The organism is Pseudomonas sp. SLBN-26, assembly GCF_006715895.1.
In the GTDB taxonomy this organism is placed as follows: Bacteria; Pseudomonadota; Gammaproteobacteria; order Pseudomonadales; family Pseudomonadaceae; genus Metapseudomonas; species Metapseudomonas otitidis.
This window is the reverse complement of record NZ_VFOB01000001.1, coordinates 1,277,578-1,298,842: the sequence shown is the minus strand read 5'-3', so window position 1 is coordinate 1,298,842 and position 21,265 is coordinate 1,277,578. Positions and strand designations below refer to the sequence as shown.

31 protein-coding genes and 1 other RNA gene are annotated in these 21,265 nt (G+C 65.9%); 31 read left to right on the top strand and 1 reads right to left on the bottom strand.

The annotated features are described in order from the left end of the window. Nucleotides 1–576: 576 nt before the first annotated feature. Nucleotides 577–1,299, bottom strand: coding sequence for a S24 family peptidase (locus tag FBY21_RS06075; protein ID WP_142009482.1), 723 nt, complete (start codon nucleotides 1,297–1,299; stop codon nucleotides 577–579). Nucleotides 1,300–1,470: 171 nt separating this feature from the next. On the opposite strand from FBY21_RS06075, the gene FBY21_RS06070 reads away from it, so the two are divergent. The 31 genes from FBY21_RS06070 (at nucleotide 1,471) to FBY21_RS05920 (ending at nucleotide 21,257) form a co-directional block, all read left to right on the top strand. Beyond that, nucleotides 1,471–1,809, top strand: a complete 339-nt coding sequence (locus tag FBY21_RS06070) for a transcriptional regulator (RefSeq protein WP_142009480.1) — start codon at nucleotides 1,471–1,473, stop codon at nucleotides 1,807–1,809. Nucleotides 1,810–1,811: 2 nt separating this feature from the next. After that, complete coding sequence (locus tag FBY21_RS06065; protein ID WP_142009477.1) at nucleotides 1,812–2,243, top strand: hypothetical protein; 432 nt, start codon at nucleotides 1,812–1,814, stop codon at nucleotides 2,241–2,243. Nucleotides 2,244–2,245: 2 nt separating this feature from the next. Further along, nucleotides 2,246–4,291: a DNA-binding protein gene (locus FBY21_RS06060; RefSeq protein WP_142009474.1), complete on the top strand. Its 2,046-nt coding sequence runs from the start codon at nucleotides 2,246–2,248 to the stop codon at nucleotides 4,289–4,291. Between the two features lie 16 nt (nucleotides 4,292–4,307). After that, entirely contained in the window at nucleotides 4,308–5,027 is a 720-nt protein-coding gene (locus tag FBY21_RS06055; protein ID WP_069559785.1) for an AAA family ATPase, read from the top strand. Then, nucleotides 5,027–5,767: a hypothetical protein gene (locus FBY21_RS06050; RefSeq protein ID WP_253543657.1), complete on the top strand. Its 741-nt coding sequence runs from the start codon at nucleotides 5,027–5,029 to the stop codon at nucleotides 5,765–5,767. Before FBY21_RS06055 ends, FBY21_RS06050 begins: the two co-directional genes overlap by 1 nt. Further along, nucleotides 5,764–6,144, top strand: a complete 381-nt coding sequence (locus FBY21_RS06045; protein ID WP_142009471.1) for a hypothetical protein — start codon at nucleotides 5,764–5,766, stop codon at nucleotides 6,142–6,144. Before FBY21_RS06050 ends, FBY21_RS06045 begins: the two co-directional genes overlap by 4 nt. Further along, on the top strand, nucleotides 6,131–6,433 hold the full coding sequence (locus FBY21_RS06040) for a hypothetical protein (protein ID WP_142009469.1): 303 nt from the start codon (nucleotides 6,131–6,133) through the stop codon (nucleotides 6,431–6,433). The genes FBY21_RS06045 and FBY21_RS06040 overlap by 14 nt, the downstream gene beginning before the upstream one ends. Nucleotides 6,434–6,449: 16 nt before the next feature. After that, nucleotides 6,450–7,082, top strand: a complete 633-nt coding sequence (locus FBY21_RS06035) for a DUF3164 family protein (protein WP_142009467.1) — start codon at nucleotides 6,450–6,452, stop codon at nucleotides 7,080–7,082. Next, the gene (locus FBY21_RS06030; protein ID WP_142009464.1) at nucleotides 7,082–7,303 is read left to right on the top strand and encodes a hypothetical protein; all 222 of its coding nucleotides are present in this window, start codon (nucleotides 7,082–7,084) and stop codon (nucleotides 7,301–7,303) included. Before FBY21_RS06035 ends, FBY21_RS06030 begins: the two co-directional genes overlap by 1 nt. Beyond that, nucleotides 7,303–7,728, top strand: a complete 426-nt coding sequence (locus tag FBY21_RS06025; RefSeq protein WP_142009462.1) for a hypothetical protein — start codon at nucleotides 7,303–7,305, stop codon at nucleotides 7,726–7,728. The genes FBY21_RS06030 and FBY21_RS06025 overlap by 1 nt, the downstream gene beginning before the upstream one ends. Nucleotides 7,729–7,741: 13 nt before the next feature. Continuing rightward, nucleotides 7,742–7,951, top strand: coding sequence for a hypothetical protein (locus FBY21_RS06020; RefSeq protein WP_142009459.1), 210 nt, complete (start codon nucleotides 7,742–7,744; stop codon nucleotides 7,949–7,951). Between the two features lie 21 nt (nucleotides 7,952–7,972). Further along, entirely contained in the window at nucleotides 7,973–8,380 is a 408-nt protein-coding gene (locus tag FBY21_RS06015; protein WP_142009457.1) for a hypothetical protein, read from the top strand. After that, nucleotides 8,379–8,451, top strand: an RNA gene (locus tag FBY21_RS06010) — hammerhead ribozyme type II. The genes FBY21_RS06015 and FBY21_RS06010 overlap by 2 nt, the downstream gene beginning before the upstream one ends. Further along, nucleotides 8,451–8,726: a hypothetical protein gene (locus FBY21_RS06005; RefSeq protein WP_142009455.1), complete on the top strand. Its 276-nt coding sequence runs from the start codon at nucleotides 8,451–8,453 to the stop codon at nucleotides 8,724–8,726. The genes FBY21_RS06010 and FBY21_RS06005 overlap by 1 nt, the downstream gene beginning before the upstream one ends. Continuing rightward, on the top strand, nucleotides 8,723–9,133 hold the full coding sequence (locus FBY21_RS06000; protein ID WP_142009453.1) for a gp16 family protein: 411 nt from the start codon (nucleotides 8,723–8,725) through the stop codon (nucleotides 9,131–9,133). The genes FBY21_RS06005 and FBY21_RS06000 overlap by 4 nt, the downstream gene beginning before the upstream one ends. After that, nucleotides 9,130–9,561 carry a Mor transcription activator family protein gene (locus FBY21_RS05995; RefSeq protein ID WP_142009451.1) on the top strand — a complete coding sequence of 144 codons (432 nt, stop codon included), beginning with the start codon at nucleotides 9,130–9,132 and terminating at the stop codon, nucleotides 9,559–9,561. Before FBY21_RS06000 ends, FBY21_RS05995 begins: the two co-directional genes overlap by 4 nt. Nucleotides 9,562–9,617: 56 nt before the next feature. Beyond that, the gene (locus tag FBY21_RS05990) at nucleotides 9,618–10,049 is read left to right on the top strand and encodes a hypothetical protein (RefSeq protein WP_142009448.1); all 432 of its coding nucleotides are present in this window, start codon (nucleotides 9,618–9,620) and stop codon (nucleotides 10,047–10,049) included. 10 nt (nucleotides 10,050–10,059) lie between these two features. After that, nucleotides 10,060–10,509: a hypothetical protein gene (locus FBY21_RS05985; RefSeq protein ID WP_142009446.1), complete on the top strand. Its 450-nt coding sequence runs from the start codon at nucleotides 10,060–10,062 to the stop codon at nucleotides 10,507–10,509. Between the two features lie 87 nt (nucleotides 10,510–10,596). After that, nucleotides 10,597–10,932, top strand: a complete 336-nt coding sequence (locus tag FBY21_RS05980) for a hypothetical protein (protein WP_142009444.1) — start codon at nucleotides 10,597–10,599, stop codon at nucleotides 10,930–10,932. Further along, nucleotides 10,929–11,459 carry a lysozyme gene (locus FBY21_RS05975; RefSeq protein ID WP_142009441.1) on the top strand — a complete coding sequence of 177 codons (531 nt, stop codon included), beginning with the start codon at nucleotides 10,929–10,931 and terminating at the stop codon, nucleotides 11,457–11,459. Before FBY21_RS05980 ends, FBY21_RS05975 begins: the two co-directional genes overlap by 4 nt. Beyond that, the gene (locus FBY21_RS29340; protein ID WP_160158569.1) at nucleotides 11,459–12,073 is read left to right on the top strand and encodes a DNA-packaging protein; all 615 of its coding nucleotides are present in this window, start codon (nucleotides 11,459–11,461) and stop codon (nucleotides 12,071–12,073) included. The genes FBY21_RS05975 and FBY21_RS29340 overlap by 1 nt, the downstream gene beginning before the upstream one ends. Further along, nucleotides 12,073–12,456: a hypothetical protein gene (locus FBY21_RS05965; protein WP_222119515.1), complete on the top strand. Its 384-nt coding sequence runs from the start codon at nucleotides 12,073–12,075 to the stop codon at nucleotides 12,454–12,456. The genes FBY21_RS29340 and FBY21_RS05965 overlap by 1 nt, the downstream gene beginning before the upstream one ends. Then, nucleotides 12,449–12,763, top strand: coding sequence for a hypothetical protein (locus tag FBY21_RS05960; protein ID WP_142009437.1), 315 nt, complete (start codon nucleotides 12,449–12,451; stop codon nucleotides 12,761–12,763). Before FBY21_RS05965 ends, FBY21_RS05960 begins: the two co-directional genes overlap by 8 nt. A 1-nt stretch (nucleotide 12,764) precedes the next feature. Then, nucleotides 12,765–13,292, top strand: a complete 528-nt coding sequence (locus FBY21_RS05955) for a DUF3486 family protein (protein WP_142009434.1) — start codon at nucleotides 12,765–12,767, stop codon at nucleotides 13,290–13,292. Then, nucleotides 13,292–14,953 carry a hypothetical protein gene (locus tag FBY21_RS05950; protein WP_142009432.1) on the top strand — a complete coding sequence of 554 codons (1,662 nt, stop codon included), beginning with the start codon at nucleotides 13,292–13,294 and terminating at the stop codon, nucleotides 14,951–14,953. The genes FBY21_RS05955 and FBY21_RS05950 overlap by 1 nt, the downstream gene beginning before the upstream one ends. Nucleotides 14,954–14,961: 8 nt before the next feature. Then, on the top strand, nucleotides 14,962–16,497 hold the full coding sequence (locus tag FBY21_RS05945; RefSeq protein ID WP_142009430.1) for a DUF935 domain-containing protein: 1,536 nt from the start codon (nucleotides 14,962–14,964) through the stop codon (nucleotides 16,495–16,497). After that, complete coding sequence (locus FBY21_RS05940) at nucleotides 16,497–17,666, top strand: phage minor head protein (protein ID WP_142009428.1); 1,170 nt, start codon at nucleotides 16,497–16,499, stop codon at nucleotides 17,664–17,666. The genes FBY21_RS05945 and FBY21_RS05940 overlap by 1 nt, the downstream gene beginning before the upstream one ends. 115 nt (nucleotides 17,667–17,781) lie before the next feature. Then, nucleotides 17,782–18,789 (top strand): hypothetical protein, encoded by a 1,008-nt coding sequence (locus FBY21_RS05935; RefSeq protein ID WP_142009426.1) that lies wholly within the window; start codon nucleotides 17,782–17,784, stop codon nucleotides 18,787–18,789. 63 nt (nucleotides 18,790–18,852) lie between these two features. Continuing rightward, nucleotides 18,853–19,914 (top strand): phage protease, encoded by a 1,062-nt coding sequence (locus FBY21_RS05930; RefSeq protein WP_142009423.1) that lies wholly within the window; start codon nucleotides 18,853–18,855, stop codon nucleotides 19,912–19,914. Between the two features lie 10 nt (nucleotides 19,915–19,924). Then, nucleotides 19,925–20,323 (top strand): hypothetical protein, encoded by a 399-nt coding sequence (locus FBY21_RS05925; RefSeq protein ID WP_142009421.1) that lies wholly within the window; start codon nucleotides 19,925–19,927, stop codon nucleotides 20,321–20,323. Between the two features lie 25 nt (nucleotides 20,324–20,348). Further along, complete coding sequence (locus FBY21_RS05920) at nucleotides 20,349–21,257, top strand: Mu-like prophage major head subunit gpT family protein (RefSeq protein ID WP_142009418.1); 909 nt, start codon at nucleotides 20,349–20,351, stop codon at nucleotides 21,255–21,257. The last annotated feature ends 8 nt before the right edge of the window (nucleotides 21,258–21,265 follow it).

Sequence of the window (21,265 nt, the reverse complement as noted above, 5' to 3'; positions counted from 1 at the left end):
AAGGTGACTATCACTGTGGGTGATGAATGGGGCTGGGAGGGTGCGGGAAGTGTTTATTCAGGCCCGGTTGGTTATCGGAGTTCTGCTGATGGCACATGTTTCGCCCTCCCGGGCGAGCCCCTTTTGGCAGTCGCCCCAAAAGGAGCCAAAAGGGCTTGCCCCTGCATACGGGTCCCGCTGCGCGGGACTTCCCTCACTCCATCGTCGTTTCAGGGGCACGCGCTGACGGGCCATCCCTGGCCCAGCAGCGCTCTCGCGACATCCATGTCGCTCAACCCCCTCCACGACGACTGCGCTCGGCCTCCTGAAGGGGCGGTTATCCCCGCCCCACCATTCCAAGCCTGGCATCAGCACCGAGTGCGTGTGAGCTAGTGAGAGTATTGGCACAGGGGCAAGGGAGCCGGAAGAGACCGGGTGAAACCGGAAGAGGCCGGACGGCGCGGGATATGGAGTGCTTGGAGGGGAAGCGGTGCCAAATATCCGAAACGCCGAGGATGGCAAATTTCGCATAAGGATTTGGCACCGGGTGCCTGGTAGGCGTGTCTACTCAGGCGAGGTCAGTGTACGAGATGGCTCCTACACCATCCAGCCGCCTGCCCAAACCACGCGACCGATAATGCGCAGCTCTGACAGTCGATCCTTGGGAACAGTCATCGGCTGATACTCACGGTTATGACTGATGATCAGCACTGAGCCATCGAACTGGCGTTGCAGTCGCTTGGCGTAGAGGTGCTCATCGAGCAGCACCACATAGACACCCTCACCCTCTAGGGTGTTGCGGCCCTGGTCGATCATGACGGTATCGCCGTCTTCCAGTAGGCCTGTCATCGAGTCGCCATCCACGCGCAAGCACGCCAGGTCGGCTTGGTTCAGCCCCTTCTTCCTCAGGCTGTAGCGAGTGAACGCCAGTTGCACCAGCACCTGTGCGCGCTCATTCCAGGCGCCGCTACCGGCACTGCAACGCGCGTCGTAAAGCGGAATGTGTGCATAGGCTTCGTCCAGCTCAGCCGGCGCAGTAGCGGCCGGCGAGCCGCAATACATGCTCCCGCTCCCAGTTGCGACCCAGTCCAGGGACACACCTTTTGCCGCAGCCAAGCGGGCCAGAGAGTCGAAAGCGGGCATCCCTTCCTCAGCGAGCCAGCGCTGGAGCGTGGAAAGCGCAACGCCAGCGGTCTGGGCTGCCTGCTTCCTGGATGGATACAGGTCTGCCACCGCCTCGATGCGGGTTCCGATTCCCGTATTCGGGAACGGAACCGAATTTGCGCCTTGTTCCTTTTGTTCCGAATCTTCGTAAGTCATTGATATTTAATGCCTTAGCCCATTTTTGGGATGCAAAGTCTCGTATTGAGGAATCGGAACTATCCGAATACGGGTTGACTATTCCCGTATTCGGGTTATGTTTATGCCCAAGGACAGGTTAGACGTCCCGAAAAAGCCACCTTTCGGTGGCCGCAATAACAGGACAAGGGCATGAACATTTCCGAAATTCCAAGCGAACCCACCCTCCGCTGGGAGTGGATCAAGTTTCAGCTGAGGGCCAGGGGGTCATCCCTGGCCAAACTCGCCGAAGACTTGGCCGTCACTCCCCAAGCCGTGAAGAACGCCAAGCGCCAACCCTATCCCCGTGTCGAGCGAGCAATCGCCAGCGCGCTGAGCCTGGAGACCTTCGAACTCTGGCCCGAACGCTGGAATGCCGACGGCGTGCCGCATCGGCAAAGGCCGAAGCGAGCAGAAGTTATGGGATCGCAAGCTCGAAAGCATAACCCAGCTTATGACCTTGGGCACCGTAAAACAGGGACGGATAACTAAACATGCGTCACGGTAAAGACACCCGCACCCTCGACCTGTTCGAGATACCGCAGCCGGTTCTGGCCGTACCGGGTCAAGGCAACTACTCCATGCAGGTCAGTGAACTGGTGGGCGAAATGCTCAAAGCCAGTGATCTGGACCGCTACGAAATTGCCGCACGCATGTCGCGTCTTTCGGGCGATGACGTCAGCAAGGCCATGCTCGACGCTTGGTCTTCCCCGGCTCGGGTCGATCACAACTTGCCTCTCTATCGTGCAGCGCTGCTGGAGGAAGTCTGCGCCAGCCACGTCCTGACCAACTGGCTAGTCAGCCTGCGCGGTGGACGTGTCGCTTATGGACGTGACGCGCTGCTCGCAGAGTTGGGGCGTCTGGAGCGCATCCGCGAGGAAGCGGCCCGGCAGTCCCGCGAACTCAAGCGCCGGATGGGAGAGTGACCATGAGTCAGTGGTTCACGCCCCAGGAGCTTGCGGGGATGGCAGGAATGCCGGGCACCGAGCGTGGCGTACGCAAGCTGGCTGATCGCTCGGGCTGGGAAGGCCAGCGCCGCCTTGGCTCCAAGGCAATCGAGTACTCGTTTGCAGTTCTCCCCGCCGAGACCCAGGCCGCCCTGGTGGCGCGCCTGGTCCAGCAGGAGCAGCCGGCTCAGTCGCCTGCCCCGAGCGCCCCGCACACCCTGATTGCGCCTCAGCGTGACGGTGTTTCCGTGTCACGGCTGACCGACGATCAACGCGAGGTGATGGCCGCGCGGGTGTCGATCATTCGCGAGATTGAGCGCATGAGCCAGATGGTCAGCCAGCAGCGGGCCATCCTGACGCTGGTGGAGCTGGCGCGCGATGGCAAGCTCAACCACTACCTGGCCAAACAGGTCGAGCGAGCCAACGACCGCAAGAACGCTGATCGGACCCTCAGCGAGCGCACACTCAAGCGCTGGCTGGCAGACTTCCGCAAGGATGGCGAAATTGCCCTGGCGCCCGCCCGCCGCAAGCCCGACATGACGCTGCCGGTGTGGGCCCCGACCTTCCTCAAGCACTACCAGCGCCCGCAGAAGCCCAGCGTCGAGGCGGCCTATGCCGCCTTCAAGGTCGACTATCCGGGCTGCCCCAGCATTCACGCCGTGCGGCGGATGCTGGCCAAGATGCCGCCGCAGGTGCGCGAGCAAGGCCGGATCGGCGCACGGGAAATCAAGTCGCTGAAGGCGTTCAATCGGCGCACGGCCGACATGCTCTGGCCCAATGACGTCTGGATCGCGGACGGCCACACATTCGACGCCGAGGTACTCAACCCGCTTACCGGCCAGGTCTTCCGGCCCGAAATCACCATGGTTATCGACTGGGGCACCCGGCGCATCGTCGGCTTCTCCGTCAACCTGGCCGAGTCGACCCTCGCGACGCTCGACACCCTGCGCGACGGCGTGAGCCGGGTCGGCATGTACAAAGTGCTGTACGTGGACAACGGCAGCGGCTTCGACAACGCCGTCGTCTATGAGGTCAACGACCGACTGGGCGGCACCATCACCCACTCGCTGCCGTACAACTCCCAGGCCCGTGGCGTGATTGAACGCCCCCACAAGACCATCCTGGTCCGCCTGGCCAAGGCCTTCGACAGCTACATCGGCGCCGACATGGACAAGGAAGCGGCGACCCGCGTCCACCGCCAGTCCCGCCGGCAGATCGCCCAAGGATTGCAGCCGAAGCACATCCCCACCTTTGCGGACTTCTTTGCCGCCTTGCAGCAGGCGCTGGACACCTACAACCACGCCCCGCATCGGGGGCTCCCCAAGGTGCGCGACCTCGAAAGCGGGAAGATGCGCCATCAAAGCCCGATGGAGTCCTGGAAGTCGGCGCAGGCCGACGGCTGGGAGGCGCTGAAGGCCGACGCCGCCGTGGTTGAAAGCCTGGTGCGGCCGCAGGTGGTGCGCACCACTAACCGCGCAGAGGTGCGCCTCTTCAGCAGCGTGTATTTCCTGCGCGAGCTGGAGCCCCTGCACGGCCAGGAAGTCCGCGTTGCCTATGACTTCCGCGACGCCAGCCGCGTATGGGTCCACACCCTGGACGGCGAACTGATCGGCGAGGCGCAGCGCGATGGCAACGCCAGCCCCGCAATGCCGCAGAGCCTCATAGACCGCGCTACCGCGAAGCGCGAGCAGGGCCAACTGGCACGACTGGTCAAGAAAGCCAAGGTCGTGACCGGCCAGGACGTCGAGCTGCACGTCGTGCCAAAGGCCGCGCCAGTTGCCGCGATTCCCGCCGAGCAGTTGGCCGAGGCCCGCCGGCTCGCCGCTGCCCCGGCCGACGCCTTCCAGGTGCCCGGCGACTCAATGTCCCGTTACCGCCTGTGGACGCGGCTCGACGCCCGCATCGCGTCCGGCGAGCTGCTGGACGAAGAGGCCAGCCGCTGGCACCGCAGCTACCCCGACACCCCCGAATACCTCGACATCCTCGACATGTACGAATTCACGGCCGCCTCAACGGCCAACGCTTGACCAGGAGTAACGCACGATGACTACCAAAATCGCCCCCCTTACCAACGTCGGCCTGCTCACCAGCGCCATCAACCGCGCCATGCTGCGCCCCGCTGGCCTGCCTGGCCTGGTCGTCATGTACGGCCCCACCGGCTACGGCAAGTCCATTGCTGCCAGCTTCGCCGCCAACCGCCACCGCGCCTACTACGTCGAATGCCGCGAGGCCTGGACCCGAAAGGCCTTCCTGCTGGGCGTCCTGCGCGAGATGGCCATCACCCCGGCCCGCACCCTGTCGGAGATGGTCGACCAGATCGCCGAGCAGCTCAGCCGCAGCGGCCGCCCGCTGATCGTGGATGACGTCCAGTACCTGGTGGACAAGGCCGCCGCGAACATCCTCACCGACCTCTACAACGCCAGCCAGGGCACCATCGTCCTGATCGGCGAGGAACGTGTCCCCGCCAGCCTGGCCCGCCTGGAGCGCCTGCACAACCGGGTCCTGGAATGGGTGCCGGCCCAGCCCGCCGCACTGGAGGACCTGCGCGAGCTGGCCGAAACCACCTATCCCAACCTCACCCTGGCCGACGACCTGCTGGACGACCTCAACCGCCAAGTGCGCGGGTGCCTGCGCCGGGCCGTCGTCAACCTGTACCAGGTCCACACCCAGGCGCAGGCAGCAGGCGTCACCACCATGGACCTGGCGGCCTGGGGCAAGCGCGGCTGGTTCACTGGCGAGGCCCCGGCCCGGAGGATCGCCTGATGCGTACCGGCAAGCGTCCCGTCCACCTGTCCATGGCCGGCGGCCTGCTGCCCCGGCAGCACATGTGGCAGGCCATCCGTACCCTGGCCCGCAGCGACGTAGCACTCACCACCTACAACGTATCCCGCCGCAGCGGCCAGGATGATGAGGCGGTGCGCGACTACCTGCGGGCGCTTTGCAAAGCCGGCATCGTCGGCCAGGTGCGCGCCATGGGCCGCGATGCCCTGTGGGAGCTGCTCCAGGATGAAGGCGCCGAAGCGCCACGCGTCAATCGCAAGGGCGAGCGCCAGCCTCCCGAGGCCGTCGAATGCATCTGGCGTGCGCTGCGCATCCTGGGCGAGCTGAGCGCGGCCGAGGCAGCAGCACAGGCCCAGGTGGGCGGCGCCTCGATCAGCGACGGCGCGGCCCGCGTGTACCTCCAGGGCCTGGCCCTGGCCGGCTACGTCACCCGCGAGGGCGGCACCCCAGGCAACCCCGCGCGCTATCGGCTGATGCCTGGCCGTAACACCGGCCCGCTGCACCCCATCTACCAGCGCAGCACCTATGAACAGGTCTACGACCCGAACCTGGACCAGGTGGTGTGGGCCAAGGGGCAGGACAGCCTGGCGGCTTTGCGCGCCGAGAACCGGCGCATGCGCGAGCTGCTGGCGATGGTCGCGGGTCGTGGGCTGTCCCTCACGCTGACGGAGGGCGAGCTGGCCGACATCGAGGCCGCCCTTGCGCAGGGGGACCGCCCATGAGCAGCGCCGCCCGCGTCGACCTGTCCGCATGGGGCGAGGTGCCCCCGCAGTGGATCGCGCTGCTCGCCCGCGAGGTGGAGCGCAGCACCCGCAGCCGCGTGGCCGAGCGTGTCGGCATCAGCCGCACGGCGGTGACCCTGGCCCTGCAGAACCGCTACCCGTCCCCCAGCACGGCGCGCATCGAGCGCCGCGTCCTGGAAGCCCTCGGCCGTATCGAGTGCGTCGCCCTGGGCGAGGTCATCGACAGCACGCAGTGCCAAAGCTACCGCGAGCGCCCAGCACCAACCCACAACCCGCCCGCCATGCAGCACTGGCGGGCCTGCCAGCACTGCCCACACAACCCCAACTGTACGGAGAAGAGCCATGGCCGCCACTGAGCCGCGTCCCCTTGTCGTGCTGACCAGCGCCCTGCGGGCCAACCTCGCCCAATTCAACGGCGCCGCCCGCGAGTTGCAGCGGCTGGGGGTGCGCATCGCCGCGTTCCACCCCGTCGAGAACCGCCTGGAGGTGGGCCCGGCCGATGGCCGCTGGCTTCTGGAACAAGGGCTGATCGTCGGCGGCTTTCATCGGCACCCCAGCGCCGGCAGTACCCGATACAGCGTGCTGTTCCGGGGCGTAACCCTGGAATGGCGCGAGCCCATTAGCTACCGCGACACCATGCATTGAGCAGGAGAGACACACGATGCAATCCCCCGAAATTCAACCTGGCCTGTGGCGCGACGCCCAGGGCCGCCTGGTCCCCATCGAGATGATCAAACCCATCGACCTGGAACGCGACCGGCTAGTGCGCCAACTGGTGGGCCGCGCCTACGAACTCAACCAGGAGCTGGCCCAGTTCAAGGCCGCCGCGTTCGGCGATGTCGACGCATTCGTCGACCTGAGCGCGGAGCAGTACGACGTTCACCTGGGCGGCAAGAAGGGCAACGTCACGTTGGTGACGTTTGACGGCCGTTACAAGGTCATCCGGGCCAAGGCCGACAGCATCGTCTTTGACGAACGCCTGCAAGCCGCCCGCGCCCTGATCGATGAATGCCTGGCCGACTGGACCGTGGGCGCCCGCTCCGAGGTCAAGCTGCTGATCAACGACGCATTCCGCACCGACACCAAGGGCGAGATTCGCACCGCCAGCGTCCTGGCCCTGCGCCGCTTGGCCATTGAGGACGAGCGCTGGAAACGCGCCATGACCGCGATTGGCGAAGCCTGCCAAGTGGCCAGCACCACGTCCTATCTGCGCCTCTACGAGCGCGTAGGCGATACCGACCAGTACGTCCCCATCAGCCTGGACATCGCCAAGATCAATCCGGAGGTGCACTGATGCGCATGCTCATTGCCCGCGTACGCGCCGCAGCGGGGGGCGCGTACATCGCCACAATCCCCGGCACCAAGCTGCGCGCCACCAGCACCCAGGATGCCCGCTTTGCCGCCCAGGCCGTCGCGCGTAAGCAGTTCCAGGGGGCCGAGTCCATCACCGCAACCCTTGAGGCCCGTGACGACCAGGGCGTCGAGCTGTGGCAATGCCGAGTCGAGGTGGAGTGATGCGAACCCACATCCGTAACTTCCACGACACCACCCGCGACGAACCCATCGCCCACAGGACCGACGTACACCGCCGCGAGTCCGACCGGCTGGCCGCCCTGACGGCCGAGTTCCTGGCCCGTGGCGGCGCAATCGAGCGGGTCGGCTTCCAGATGAGCGACAAGCCGCAGACGTTCGTCATCAGCCCCCACCTGCCGCAGACGGTGGAAGAGCGCGAAGAGCCGCCGCCCCCGGTGGCCGAAGTGATCCGTTCGGCCCAGCCCGAGCGCAGCCTCTCAGGTGACGACCTACTCGCATCAAGGGTGATGGCCGAGGCTGCCCTGGGGCATGCCCCCAAGCGCATCGCCTTCCGCCTGGGCCTGACCGAAAAGCGCGTCCGTCAACTGGCCCGCCAGTACCACATCCAGTTCAAGAGCCAACGATAAGAAGGAGCCGCAAATGGCCAAGTTCGTATTGATCATCGAGGACACCAAGGCGGGGCAGGTATCAGTCACCGTCGACAAGAGCGAAGCCCCCATTTCCATTCTCGGACGGGCAACCAAGGCCGGCGCCCTGGCAGTGCAGCTGCAACAGCTGGCAGAGGTGGAATCCGTCATCTCCCGTGTCCCGGTCTGCGCCCTGATGCCGGCCGCCCACACCCTCCATTGACCAGGTAGGCCGAGGCACGAAATGGAACAGAAAGATTGGGACGACCTTGAGGCGCAGATGGCGAGCCCTTGGGGGCACATGAAACTGAGGTGCGATCAGTACGAAGTTTCGCTCGCCCAGGAGGCCGATACGAAGAGCCGCAAATGGGCGACGACGGTCTATGTGGACGGCGTTCTCAACGGAGCCTGGTGCATCGCCAGCCGCAGCGGCGAGGCGCAGCACGATGAAGCGCGGCGCTTCATGCGCAGGACCAGTAGCGCCATGTTTAGCGCGAAGGAGATCGAGAGATACCGCAAGGTCTTCGGGAAGCGGGAAGCCGACAAAATGGCCGCCAAGCGCTTCGTCTACTTCCGCGCTGATTGGACCAGCTTCAACAGCCTGAAAAAGCACCTGCTGGCCAACAACACGAGCATCGAGCGCATTCACTGAGCGAAACCGCCCCGGCCAAGCCGGGGATGGTCTGCCGGGCGTGGTGGCCCGGTACTGAAGAGCAGCCAGCATGAGCACACGAAACGACAAAATCCGGCGGCAGGACGCCCTTCGCCAACAGGCGAAGCGCAACCGCGAGGCTGCCCATCGCGCTGCCGTAGGCGCCGAGCGGACATCGTTCATCACCTACCGCAGCACCCGTGCCGACCTGGAGCAGATGCAACAGGTGGCGGAAATCGAAGAACGCGACGAGGCCATCACCCTGGCCATTCGCTACATGGCGGGCCTGGCCCGCCGCGACCCGGAGGCCTTCCTGGCCGCCATGGACCCGAGGAATCCGGTATGAGCGCCGCAGCCCGAAAGATTCAGATCGCCCGGCGCCAACTGGGCATGGATGACGACACCTACCGCGCCATGCTGATGCGCACCGTAGGCGCAACGACATCCAAGGGCCTGACGCCACGGCAGATCGGCCGCGTGCTGGCCGAGCTGGAGCGCCTCGGGTTCCAGCCCACCAGCCCCAGGAAGTCGCCCGCAGGCCGCCAGACTGCCGAGCCCGCCCCCGAGCGTGCCGCCCTGATCGGCAAGATCAACGCGCAGCTTGCCGAGGCCGAGCGCACCATCGCCTACGCCGACGGCATGGCGCGGCGCATGTTCCAGGTCGAGCGCGTGGAGTGGTGCGACCCCGACCAACTGCGCCGCCTGGTTGCCGCCCTGGCCTATGACGCAAAGCGCCACGGGAGGCGGCAGTGAACCTGGAGCAAGTGCGGGCGTGCCTGCCCGCGCAGATTCGCGAGATCGCCGAGGCCATTGGCCTGCCCGCCACCCAACGCCTGGTCGAAGAACTGGGCGGCACCACCTGGCCGGTGGCCCGAGGCGTCAACCGCCTGGGGATCATGCGCCACGAAGCGCTGACGGAGATCGTGGGCCCCGAGGCAGCGGATATCATGGCCAAGCGCTGGGGCAACGTTCCGTTGTACATTGCGCGCTGCGCGGAGCCCCTGCGCCGCCTGCGTGACCTGGAGATCCACCGCCAGTTCGAACAGGCTGTCCGTGAAGGGGTTTCCAGCACCACCGTGGTCAACGAACTGGCTCGCACCTACGGGCTGAGCGACCGCCGTATATGGAAGATTCTCAAGCAGGCACCGTCCCCGGACATGACGGGCGACCTGTTCCACTGAAGCCGGCAGGGCGGCATCATCCGGGCCTTGCTTGACCAGGGAGTTTGGAGACTCGCATGAACAAGGTGTTGAAGGTTGCCGTCTTGGCTTGCTTGCCTGCTCTGTCATTTGCAGAGGTGGAGAGCGCTTTTACTGATGCAGAGGCAGCCGAGAAGGCGAAGGCCTTTCTGAGGGATGCACTAGAGATGCGCGCGCCCGTAGGGAAGCTGTGCGCAGCGAAGGACGAGACGAAGCTCAATGCAATCTCAAACAAGCTGATTGATCGACTGAAGGAATGGCCAGACGACCACCTGAAGTACAGAGCGTTGTTTCCCTACAGCGACTGCAAGCAGGTGATGATGGACCTGCAGGCCTACGCGGCCATATGCGCGCTCGGGAAGTATCGAGGAGAAGCGCCCAGTTATGATCAGCGCCGCTGGAAGGAAGACACGGCAGCTTGTGCCGCTGCCATCAAGAACCCTGACCTCACCCTCAAAGACATTGAGTAGGAAAAGGAAAATGTACCGCCTGTTTCTTGCCGCCTTGCTCATGGTGGCGACCTGCGTCCAAGCTGACCAGGACCCACTCACCGAAATGACGCTTGAGTCGTTCCGCGAGGCAGCTGCCACCCACACGTCCACGGACCTGGAGCAACAGGCCAAGCTCATGATGCAGGTTAAGAACGGGCTGTCCCTCTACCGTGACGGTGCCTTGCAGGAGTCCGACAAAGCAGCACTCAAGGGCATGATTGCGCGTCAGTTGGCTGCGGCTAACGCCGCCCTCGGCAAGGGCCCCGAGAAGCGTCAAAAGCTGGCCGTTGTCATGCGCGATAATGCGCAAGCCGCCCAGCAGGTGCTCAGCCTGAACCCAACCGCCCCAGGCTTCACCTCCAAGATGAGCGACTATCACAACGGCATCGGATACAAGGCATACCGATACGCCCAGGACATCGGCATCGAGCAGCGCTAAACGAGGCCCCGCAAACGCGGGGCCTTTCGTTTCTACTGAACCCCGTCACTCTACAGTCGCCCCCCTCATGCCGCCGAACATGGCGGCATGAACACTCAACCCCACCACCCCCTACGCACCCCGCGCGACTACGCCGCCGCCATCCTGGCGGAGGTGGATCGCTCCGCGCGGGAGGCCATCCTGGCGCGCTGCCCGCCTGAATGGCGGGACCAGGTTGAAACCCACGTCCGCGACGCCTGGGAGAAGCGCCAGGCCTACCTCCGGCACCGCCGCGAAGGCCGAGCCGCTGCCCACCAAAAGCCCCCGGCAGCACCCCGCCAGAACGTACTCAACAGCGTTATCCACCCCACTCGCTCGGCGCCGGAGGTGGGCAACGCTCACCTGGCCGCGCTCCGGGCGCTGTGCACGCGAGGCCCCGAATGAGCCTGAGAACCCGAATCGCCCAGGGCAGCCTGGTGCTGGCCAGCGCCGGCCTGGTGGCCTTCCTCGGCACCTGGGAAGGCACCGGGCAGAACACCGTCTATCCCGACGCACTGGCCCAGGACCTGCCCACCGTCTGCAAAGGCATCACTGCCCATACCAGCCCGTACCCCGTCGTGATCGGCGACTACTGGTCCGACGCACGCTGTGCCGAGGTCGAGGCGCTGGTCATAGCCCGAGGGCAGTTGGCGCTGGCCGACTGCATCACCAACGACCAGATCAGCCAAAAGGTGTTCGACGCCCTGTCCAGCCATGGGCACAACGTCGGCACCCCCGCCACCTGCGCCAGCCGTGCCGTGGGCCTGATCAATGCAGGCCGGGTGGCCGATGGCTGCCGTGCCCTCGCCTGGGGCGCCGACGGCCGCCCCGTGTGGGCCTACGTCACCGACGCCAAGGGCCGCCGCGTATTCGTGCGCGGCCTGCACCGCCGCCGCCTGGCCGAGATGCGCCAGTGCCTGGAGGGCGCGTGATGCCGCCCGCGCTCCGACACGCCCTGGTCGTCGGCGCCATGGTTCTGATCGTGGTGGGCCTGCTGGCCGTACTCAGTGCGGCCTATCGCGCCGGCTACACCACGGCCACGGCCGAGGGCGAGGCAGCACTGGAAAAGCTGCGCACCGAGCACGCCCAGGCCGATACCAGGCGCGCCCTACAGGCCGCTGCCGATGCCAAAGCCGCCGCCAATGCCCTGCGTGAACAGACCCAACGGGCCGACCAGGCCGCCGCCCAACTGGCCGCCCAGCAGCGCCAGCACCGCCAAACCACCGACCGCCTAACCGGAGAGATTGCCCGTGTTAACGACCTCTACCAGGCCGCGCTCGATGCGCCGCCTGAACCCCTTCCTGCTTGTGTGTTCACTCGCGGCTTTGTCCGCGTGTGGAACGAGGCCACCGGCGCCGCAGTGCCCGCCGCCGAACATCCCGGCGGAACTGCTGCGACGCCCCCCGATGCCCGAGCCGCTGACCGCCTCGACGCCGGCATCGACCGCGCCGACCTGCTGCGCCACCACGTCCGCTACGCCGAGCAGTGCAAAGGCATTGCCGACCAGCTCAACGCCCTTATCGACATCGTCCAGGAGGACCGCTGATGGCCTTTGAACTGAGCGAGCTGATCGGCTGGGGCGGCGGCATGTTGTCCGTGTTCGCCACCGTAGTGGTGGCGCTGGTCAAGCTGCTGCTGGCCCAGTTCGAGAAGCGTCTGGCCGAACGCTTCGCCGCCCAGGACGCCGCACGCACCGCCGCCGCTGCCCATTGGGATCAGAACTTCACCCAGGTCCTGGAGCGACAGGAAAAGGACGCCCAGGCCCTCGCACAGTTGGAGCGCGCCTTCCTGAAGTTCCAGGCCGAGCTGCCCGTCAACTACGTCCGCCGCGAAGACTGGGTGCGCGGGCAATCCGTAATCGAGGCCAAGCTCGATGGCTTGGCCCTGAAGTTTGAGAACGTCCTGCTGAAAGGAGCCCGCAATGATTGACCCCGCCAAGGCACGCCGCGAGAGCTTGCGCTGGTACATCCTGCTGACCCTCAACACCTCGCGCCCCATCGACCCCCATGAGGAAGTGGTCCTGAGCATGGTGCAGTGCATCTACACCGACGCAACGCCCATGGAGCTGCGCAAGGAACTGGACTACCTGGCAGACCGCTCGCTGGTAACCCTGGTCAAACAGCCCAGCGGCCCCTGGATTTGCGGCCTCACCTCCCTGGGCGTGGACGTGGTCGAGTACACCGTCGCGTGCCACCCCGGCATCGCACGCCCCGAGAAGTACTGGGCGGGGAGCTGACATGCCGCCCCGCAGCAAGGTCGCCCAACTGCCCGCCGAGGTTAAGGCCTGGCTGGACCAGTCGCTGGTGGAAGCCAACTTCAGCGGCTACGAAGCCCTGTCGGCCGAGCTGGCCGAGCGCGGCTACAGCATCGGCAAGTCCGCCTTGCACAGCTACGGCCAGAGCTTCGAAGAGCGCCTGGCCAGCCTGCGCATGGCCAGCGAGCAAGCTCGCGCCGTGGTCCAGGCCGCCCCCGACGATGAAGGCGCCGTCAACGAAGCCCTGGTGCGCCTGGTCCAGGAGAAGCTGCTCCAGGTGCTGCTGGCCGCCGACGGCAAGCTGGATATCGGCAAGGTCGGCAAAGCCGTGGCAGAGCTGGTCAAGGCCTCCGTGGTGCAGAAGAAGTGGAGCGCCGAGCACCGCCGGGCCATCCGCGCGGAATTCGCCGCCGAAGCGGCCGAAGCCGTCAGCGAAGAGCTGCGCGGGCAGGACGGCATGAGCGAGCAGCTGGAAGAACGCATTCGCGGCATTCTCCTGGGGAAAGCCTGATGGCCATGCGCGCGACCACCGACAAGGCCGCCGACGGGCTCCAGGCCCTGGGCGCCCCCCGCCTGATCAACCTGGCCGAGGAAATGGCGCTGCACGGCGTCGACGTGCCCCAGGAGATCGGCGAGGCGCAACCGGCGAACGAGCCGGTCTTTCTGCCGTACCAGCAACGCTGGTTCGAAGACCAGAGCCCCATCATGATTGCGGAGAAGTCCCGCCGCACCGGCCTGACCTGGGCCGAGGCCGGGCGCAACGTGATGAACGCCGCCAAGCCCCGCCGCCGGGGTGGCTGCAATACCTTCTACGTGGGCAGCCGGCAGGAGATGGCGCTGGAGTACATCGCCGCCTGTGCGCTGTTCGCGCGTGCGTTTAACGAGCTGGCCGAGGCCGACGTCTACGAGCAGACCTTTTGGGACGAGGGCAGGAAGGAGGAAATCCTCACCTACATGATCCGCTTCCCCCGCACCGGCCGGAAAATCCAGGCGCTGAGCAGTCGCCCCAGCAACCTGCGTGGCCTCCAGGGTGACGTGGTGATCGATGAAGCGGCCTTCCACGAGTCCCTGGCCGAGCTGCTCAAGGCCGCCTTGGCCCTGACCATGTGGGGCAACAAGGTGCGCCTCATCAGCACCCACAACGGCGTCGACAACCCCTTCAACCAGTTCATCCAGGACGCCCGCGAAGGCCGCAAGGACTACAGCGTCCACCGCATCACCCTCGACACCGCCATCGCCGAGGGCCTGTATCGGCGCATCTGCTACGTCACCGGCCAGGCCTGGTCGCCTGAGGCGGAAAAGGCCTGGCGGGATGGCCTGTACCGCAACGCCCCCAACACCGAGTCGGCCGACGAGGAATATGGCTGCATCCCCAAGAAGAGCGGCGGCGCCTACCTGTCCCGCGTACTCATCGAGCAGGCCATGGTGGCCGACCGCTCCATCCGCATCTACCGCTACGAGGCCCCGGAAGGCTTCGAAAGCTGGTCACCCGGCCAGCGCCAGGCCGCCGTCGACGCCTGGTGCCTGGAGAACCTGGCCCCCGAGCTGGCCCGCCTGGACCCGCGCGACCGCCACAACTTCGGCGAAGACTTCGCCCGGCGTGGCGACCTGACCGTGTTCTGCCCCCTGGCCGTCAAGCCGAACCTGCGCAAGCGCGTGCCGTTCCTGGTGGAGCTGCGCAACCTCACCTACGAGCAGCAGCGCCAGGTCCTGTTCTACATCTGCGACCGGCTGCCCCGGCGCGGTGGCATGGCCTTCGACGCCACCGGCAACGGCGGCTACCTGGCCGAACAGGCGGCCCTCAAGTACGGCACCGACGTGGTGGACCAGGTCCACCTGTCCGCGTCCTGGTATCAGGAATGGATGCCCAAGCTCAAAGGCGAGTTCGAAGCCGCCAACCTGGAGCTGCCCCGGCACCAGAACACCCTGGACGACCTGCTAGCGGTCAAGGTCGTGGCCGGCATCCCCTCCATCGACAAGGGCCGCCAGAAAGACCAGGACAGCCAGACCGGCAAAGGCAAGCGCCACGGCGACATCGCGGTGGCCCTGGCCATGGCCATACGCGCCTCCTGGATGGAAGGCGCCGCCATCGACTACACCCCGGCCCCCAGCTCCCTGAGCCGGTGGGAGGGCAACGACGACGATTCGGGCGGCTGGACAGGCGCCTGGTAGGAGACACCATGGTCAACATCGTTGACATCCACGGCCGCCCCCTTGAGCGGCAGACCCTCGCCGAACAGCAGACGGCACGCCTCTCCCAGCTGCACAGCGAATACGCCGACCACCCATCCAGCGGGCTGACCCCGCCACGGCTGGCGTCGATCCTGCGGGAGGCCGAACAGGGCAACATCCGCGCGCAGTGCGAACTGTTCCAGGACATGGAGGAAAAAGACGCCCACCTCCTGGCCGAGATGGGCAAGCGCCGCCGCGCGCTGACCACGGTGGACTGGCAGGTCCAGCCGCCGCGCAACCCCAGCGCCGCCGAGAAGGCCGAAGTCGAATGGCTCAATGAACTGCTCCAGGACCTGCCCGACTTCGAGGACCTGCTGTTCGACATGCTCGACGCCATCGGCAAGGGCTTTTCCGGTATCGAGCTGGACTGGCAGCGCGTCGGCCGCGAGTGGATGCCGGCGGCCTTCAACTACCGCGAGTCGTCCTGGTTCCAGTTCGACCCGCAAACCCGCACCGAGCTGCGCCTGCGGGACGGCACACCCGAGGGCGAGCCCCTGAACCCCTTTGGCTGGATCGTCCACACCCACAAGGCGAAAAGCGGCTATGTCGCCCGAGGCGGGCTGTACCGCGTGCTGGCCTGGCCGTACCTGTTCAAGAACTTCAGCGTCCGCGACCTGGCCGAGTTCCTGGAGGTCTACGGGCTGCCCGTGCGCCTGGGCACCTACCCCGAAGGCGCCAGCGCCGAGGAAAAGGCGACCCTGATGCGCGCCGTGGTGAACATCGGCCACCACGCCGCCGGCATCATCCCCAAGGGCATGGCCATCGAATTCAAGGATGCCGCCGCCGGCAGCCACCAGCCCTTCGACTGGATGGTTACCTGGGCGGAAAAATCGATGTCCAAGGCCATCCTGGGCGGCACCCTCACCACCCAGGCCGACGGCCAGGCCAGCACCAACGCCCTCGGCAACGTGCATAACGAGGTACGGCACGACCTGCTGCGCAGCGATGCCAAACAGGTCGCCACGTCCATACGCCAATACCTGCTGTACCCGCTCCTGGTGCTCAACCGCGCCGGCAACCGGGACCCAAGGCGGCTGCCGCGCTTCGTGTTCGATGTGATGGAAGCCGAAGACCTGGGCACCTATGCCGAGGCGCTGCCCAAGCTGGTGTCGTCCGGCATGCGCATCCCCGAGACCTGGGCCCACGACAAGCTGCGCATCCCCCTGCCGGGCAAGGACGACCGCGTCCTGACCGCCCCCCAGCCCGAGGCCACCGCCCAGGCAGCGGCCCGCGTCGCGGCGCTGAAGGCCGAAGCACCCGCCGACCCACTGGCCGACCTGGCCGACGTGCTGGCCAGCGAGTGGGAGCCGGTCGCCACCCTGGTGGAGCCCGTGCAAGCGCTGCTGGCCAGTTGCACCAGCCTCACCGAGTTCCGCGACCGCCTGCCCGAAGTGGTGGGCCAGCTGGACGCCACCGACCTGGCCGACCTGATCGCACGCGGCCTGTTCGCCGGCCACGTGGCCGGCCGTAGCGGGGCCTTGTAATGGTCGAGCTGCGCCCCCTGCCACCGGCCGAGGCCATCGAGTACTTCCGCCAGAAGGGCTTCGCCATCGGCTTTGACTACCGCGACGTCTGGCAGGCCGAGCACCAGGCCGCCTTCACCGTGGCCAAGGTCATGCAACTGGACATCCTCCAGGACATCCGCGCCGAGATCGACCGCGCCCTGGTGGAGGGCACCACGCTCCAGGACTTCCGCAAGCGCCTGACGCCCACCCTCCAGGAGAAAGGCTGGTGGGGGCGGCAGGTGCAGCGGGACCCGCTGACCGGCGCAGAGGGCGAGGTCCAGCTGGGCAGCCCGCGCCGGCTCAAGGTGATCTATGACACCAACCTGCGCACCGCCCATTCCGAAGGGCAGTGGGCACGCATCCAGGACAACAAGGAAGCGTTCCCGTACCTGGAATACGACGGCAACAACTCCGAGCACCCGCGCTTGGATCACTCCGCCTGGGACGGCCTGACGCTGCCGGTGGATCACCCGTTCTGGCAGGCGCACTTCCCGGTCAAGGCCTACGGCTGCAAGTGCCGAGCCCGGCCCCGTACGGCCAGCCAGGTGGAACGCTCCGGCCGCCCCGTAGGGCCGGCCCCCGTCGTGCCCCTGGTGCCCTACGTCAACAAACGCACGGGCGAGGTGCAGCAGATTCCGGCCGGCGTCGACCCGTCATTCCACTACCCACCGGGCGGGCGGCGCGGCAGCCTGGCCCGCCACCTGGTGGAGAAGCTGGAGGGCGCACCGCCGCCGCTTGCCCGTGCCAGCGTCGCCGACCTGGTCAACGGGCCCGCGTTCGCCACCTGGTACACCCAGCCGGCCGGGCGCTTCCCCGTGGCCCTGCTGCCCAAGGGCGCGGCCGAGCGCCTGGGCGCCCCCAGCCAGGTGCTGAGCCTGAGCGAAGAGACCCTGGCTGCCCAACTCAAGGGCCAGCCGCGCATCGTGATGGAGGATTACCAGCAGCTCCAGAACCTGCTCGACGCAGGCGCCCTCATCGAGCAGCGCGGGGGCGTGCTGCTCTACGTCCTGGAGCAGGCGGACGGCAGCGTGCTGGCGGCCGAGGTAGAGCGCAACGGAGCGGCCGTGCAGCTCACCCGCCTGCGCCGAATGACCCGCGCCCAGGCAATGAAAAACAAGGCCATCAGAAACGCGCTGCAAGGGGCCTAGCAGGCCAGGGCCTTGGCGACGGGTGCGGCGATGGGCGTTCGTTGAATCTAACGGCCATCTAACGCTTTCTAGCCGGTTCGAAATATCATGGTGCGACCAGGAAGGAGCACTGTGTATGTCAAAGACCGGCAATGACATTAGAAATTGGACAATCGGGGGAGGCGCTGCCGCGTTCATTTTTTTCCTCCTGGATAAGGGAGGCGATGCTCTGGTCAGCAACTACCTGACCAAGGAAGTCACTGATGGCCTCGGGTCTACTGTCTCCAGTTTTCTTGGGTCCAGTTCCGTCCCCAACTGGATAGCCATCCTGTTCGTAATAGCGGGCTTGGCTGCCGGTGCATTCTTCTGGTGGCGGGAGATAAACAGGCCAGCGACCAAGAGCGCAGCCGAGGTTGAGGCCGCCAACAAACGAGCGGCAGCCGCCATACAAGAACTTGAAGAACGCCTCGCCGACAGCGAGCTGCTCTTAAGCCACGCCAGCATGTCAGCCGCCTCTGCAAAAGAAGAGCTGACGCTGGAGGTAAAGAGACTGAAGGAAAAGAATCAGGCTCAATTCGACCTTATCCAGTCAGTGGAGGCTGAACTGCAGGCTGCCACTGATGCCCTCAAGAAGTCAGAGTCACTCAACAAAAAACTATTGGCGGACAAGGAAAAAGCTGAACAAGCTGCAAACACTCTCCAGTCACAGACCTCAGTATTGCTTGACGACCTGGAGCGAATCAAAAACGCCGAGAGCATGAAGGATTTCTTCGACACAGCGCTTAGCGCAAGAGCAAATGGGCGCGCTCGGCTGATTGAGGATTTCGAGAAGCGGCTGCTGAAAAAAAGACCACTGCTCGCGAGCGTAAAGAACGCTTCGCTGCACGATCTTTCCGAAGTCTTAGCCCCTGAACTCACAGGTAAAGAGCGGATGGTTCTCAAGGAGGCCATACGCTTTCACGATTTAGGAAAAACGATCAGTGCAAGTCAGCTCAACAAGCGCCTAAACCTCGAATATAAAGACCTGGATTCGGTTTTACAGGCGCTCGTTAAGCGAGGCGCATTACTTATCTCAGTGGAAGATAACCTTATTGAGGACGAATATATTCCCGCTCCTGGAGCAGAGTCGCGATTCCTTGATTAAGTAAGACTCTACTGAACCCCTTCATTCTACAAACACCCCTCCCATGCCGCCGACACTGGCGGCATGAACACACAAGCCCCCCACGCCAAACCCGCCGCCGTCGCCGCCTGCACCTTCGAACTGCCGGCGGCGGGCGGGCCCATCCAGCTCTTCCCGGCTGGCCCGTTCCAGGCCCGTGACGGGCGCCCCCATGACGTCCCCAGTGGCCACTGGATCATCGACGCGGCCATCGCCGCCCAGGTGATGGACCGCGCCGCTGCGCGCGCCACGGACCTGGTCATCGACTACGAACACCAGACCCTCAACACCGAGCGCAACGGCCAGCCCGCGCCGGCCGCCGGCTGGCTGAAGGGCACCGACCTGGAATGGCGCGAGGGCCAGGGCCTGTACGCCACCCAACCGGGCTGGACCACCACGGCCGCCGACTACATCAGCCGCCGCGAGTACCGCTACCTGTCCCCGGTGTTCGCCTACGACCCCGCAACCGGCGCCGTCCTGGAGCTGCTGCACGTCGCCATCACCAACAACCCCGCCATCGACGGCATGGACTCGCTGGCGCTGGCGGCTGCCCGCTTTCAACTGGCCAACCCGGCCACCCCACCCGCAGAGGAGAAACACGGTGTGAACCGCGAACAACTCATCACCCTGCTCAAGCTGGCCTCCGATGCCAGCGACGAGGACATCCAGGCCGCGCTGGCACAGCTGCAAGCCAACGCCGACCAGGTCCCCCAACTGGAGCAAGCCCTGGCGGCCACCAAGGCCAACGCGCCGGACCCGGCCAAGTACGTGCCGCTGTCCGTCGTCGAGGGCCTGAAACAGGACATCGCCGCGCTCAAGGCCAGCCAGATCGGCGGCGAAGTCGAAGCGCTGGTCAAGGCCGGCCTGGAGGATGGCCGCCTGCTGCCCGCCCAGGAATCCTGGGCCCGTGAACTGGGCACGTCCAACCTGGCCGCGCTGCGCACCTACCTGAAGACCACGCCCGCCATCGCCGCGCTGAAGTCGCAACAGACCAACGGCGTGCCCCCCACCCCCGAGAAGGTCGAGGAACTGGACGCGGAGGCGCTCGCCGTCTGCCGCTCCCTGGACGTCGACCCGAAGGACTACCTGGCCGAGCTGAAGGCCTGAAGGAGCCCCCATGACCGCGCTCGTACGTGACCGCAACACCCACCAGCAGGACGCCGGCATCGTCGCCATCCCGCTGGCCGCCAATGCCCGCGTCTTCGCGGGCGCCCTGGTGGTGGTGGGCGCCACCGGCTGGGGGGCTCCCGGCTCCGCCGCCACGGGGCTGACCTACGTCGGCCGGGCCGAAGAGGCCGTCGACAACACCGGGGGCGCCAATGGCGCCAAGGCCGTCCCGGTACGCCGCCGCCTGGCCTTCAAGTGGGCCAACGACGGCAGCATCACCCAGGCCCACCTCATGAAAACCGCCTACATCGTCGACGACCAGACCGTGGCCGCCACCGATGGCAGCGGCACCCGCTCCCCGGCTGGCCGAATCCTCGGCATCGAGGCCGACGGCGTGTGGGTGGAATGACCAGAACCCAAAGGAGAACCCCCACATGCTGATCAACAAGAACAGCCTCACGGCGGTCTTCACCAGCCTGAAGACCATTTTCAACAACGCCTTCGCGGCAGCCCCCAGCACCTGGCAGAAGATCGCCATGGAGGTGCCGAGCAACTCCGGGCAGAACGACTACAGCTGGCTGAGCAACTTCCCCCGGATGCGCCGCTGGGTCGGGGCCAAGGTGGCCAAGGCCCTGGAAGCCTACAAATACACGCTGGTGAACGAGGACTTCGAGGCCACCGTCGAGGTCGACCGCAACCACATCGAGGACGACCAGCTCGGCATCTACAAACCGCAGGCGCAAATGGCCGGTTGGTCGTCCGCCCAGTTGCCGGACGAGCTGGTTTACGAGGTGATCAATGGCGGCTTCAGCCGGCTGACCTATGACGGCCAGTACCACTTCGACACCGACCACCCGGTGGGCAACGGCATCGCCAGCAACCGCAGCACGGCACCGCTCTCCAACGCGAACCTGGCCGCCGCCACCGCCGGCTACGGCAACGGCCGCACTGCGATGCTCAAGTACGAGGACGACGAAGGGCGCTCGTTGAACGTGATGCCCAACGTGCTCCTGGTCGGCCCCGCCCTGGAGATCACCGCCAAGGCGCTGATGAACAACGACAAGCTCGCCGACGGCACGCCCAACCCCTACAAGGGCACGGCGGAAGTCGTGATGGACGCCCGCATCAAGTCCGATACCGCCTGGTTCCTGCTGGACACCAGCAAGCCGGTCAAGCCCTTCATCTACCAGCCGCGCAAGAAGCCGGAGTTCGTCCAGCAGATCAGCCTGGACGCCCCCGACGTGTTCAACCTCAAGAAGTACAAGTTCGGCGCCGAGGCCCGTGCGGCCGCTGGCTACGGCTTCTGGCAACTGAGCTTCGGCTCCACCGGTACGGGCGCATAAGGGGGTCA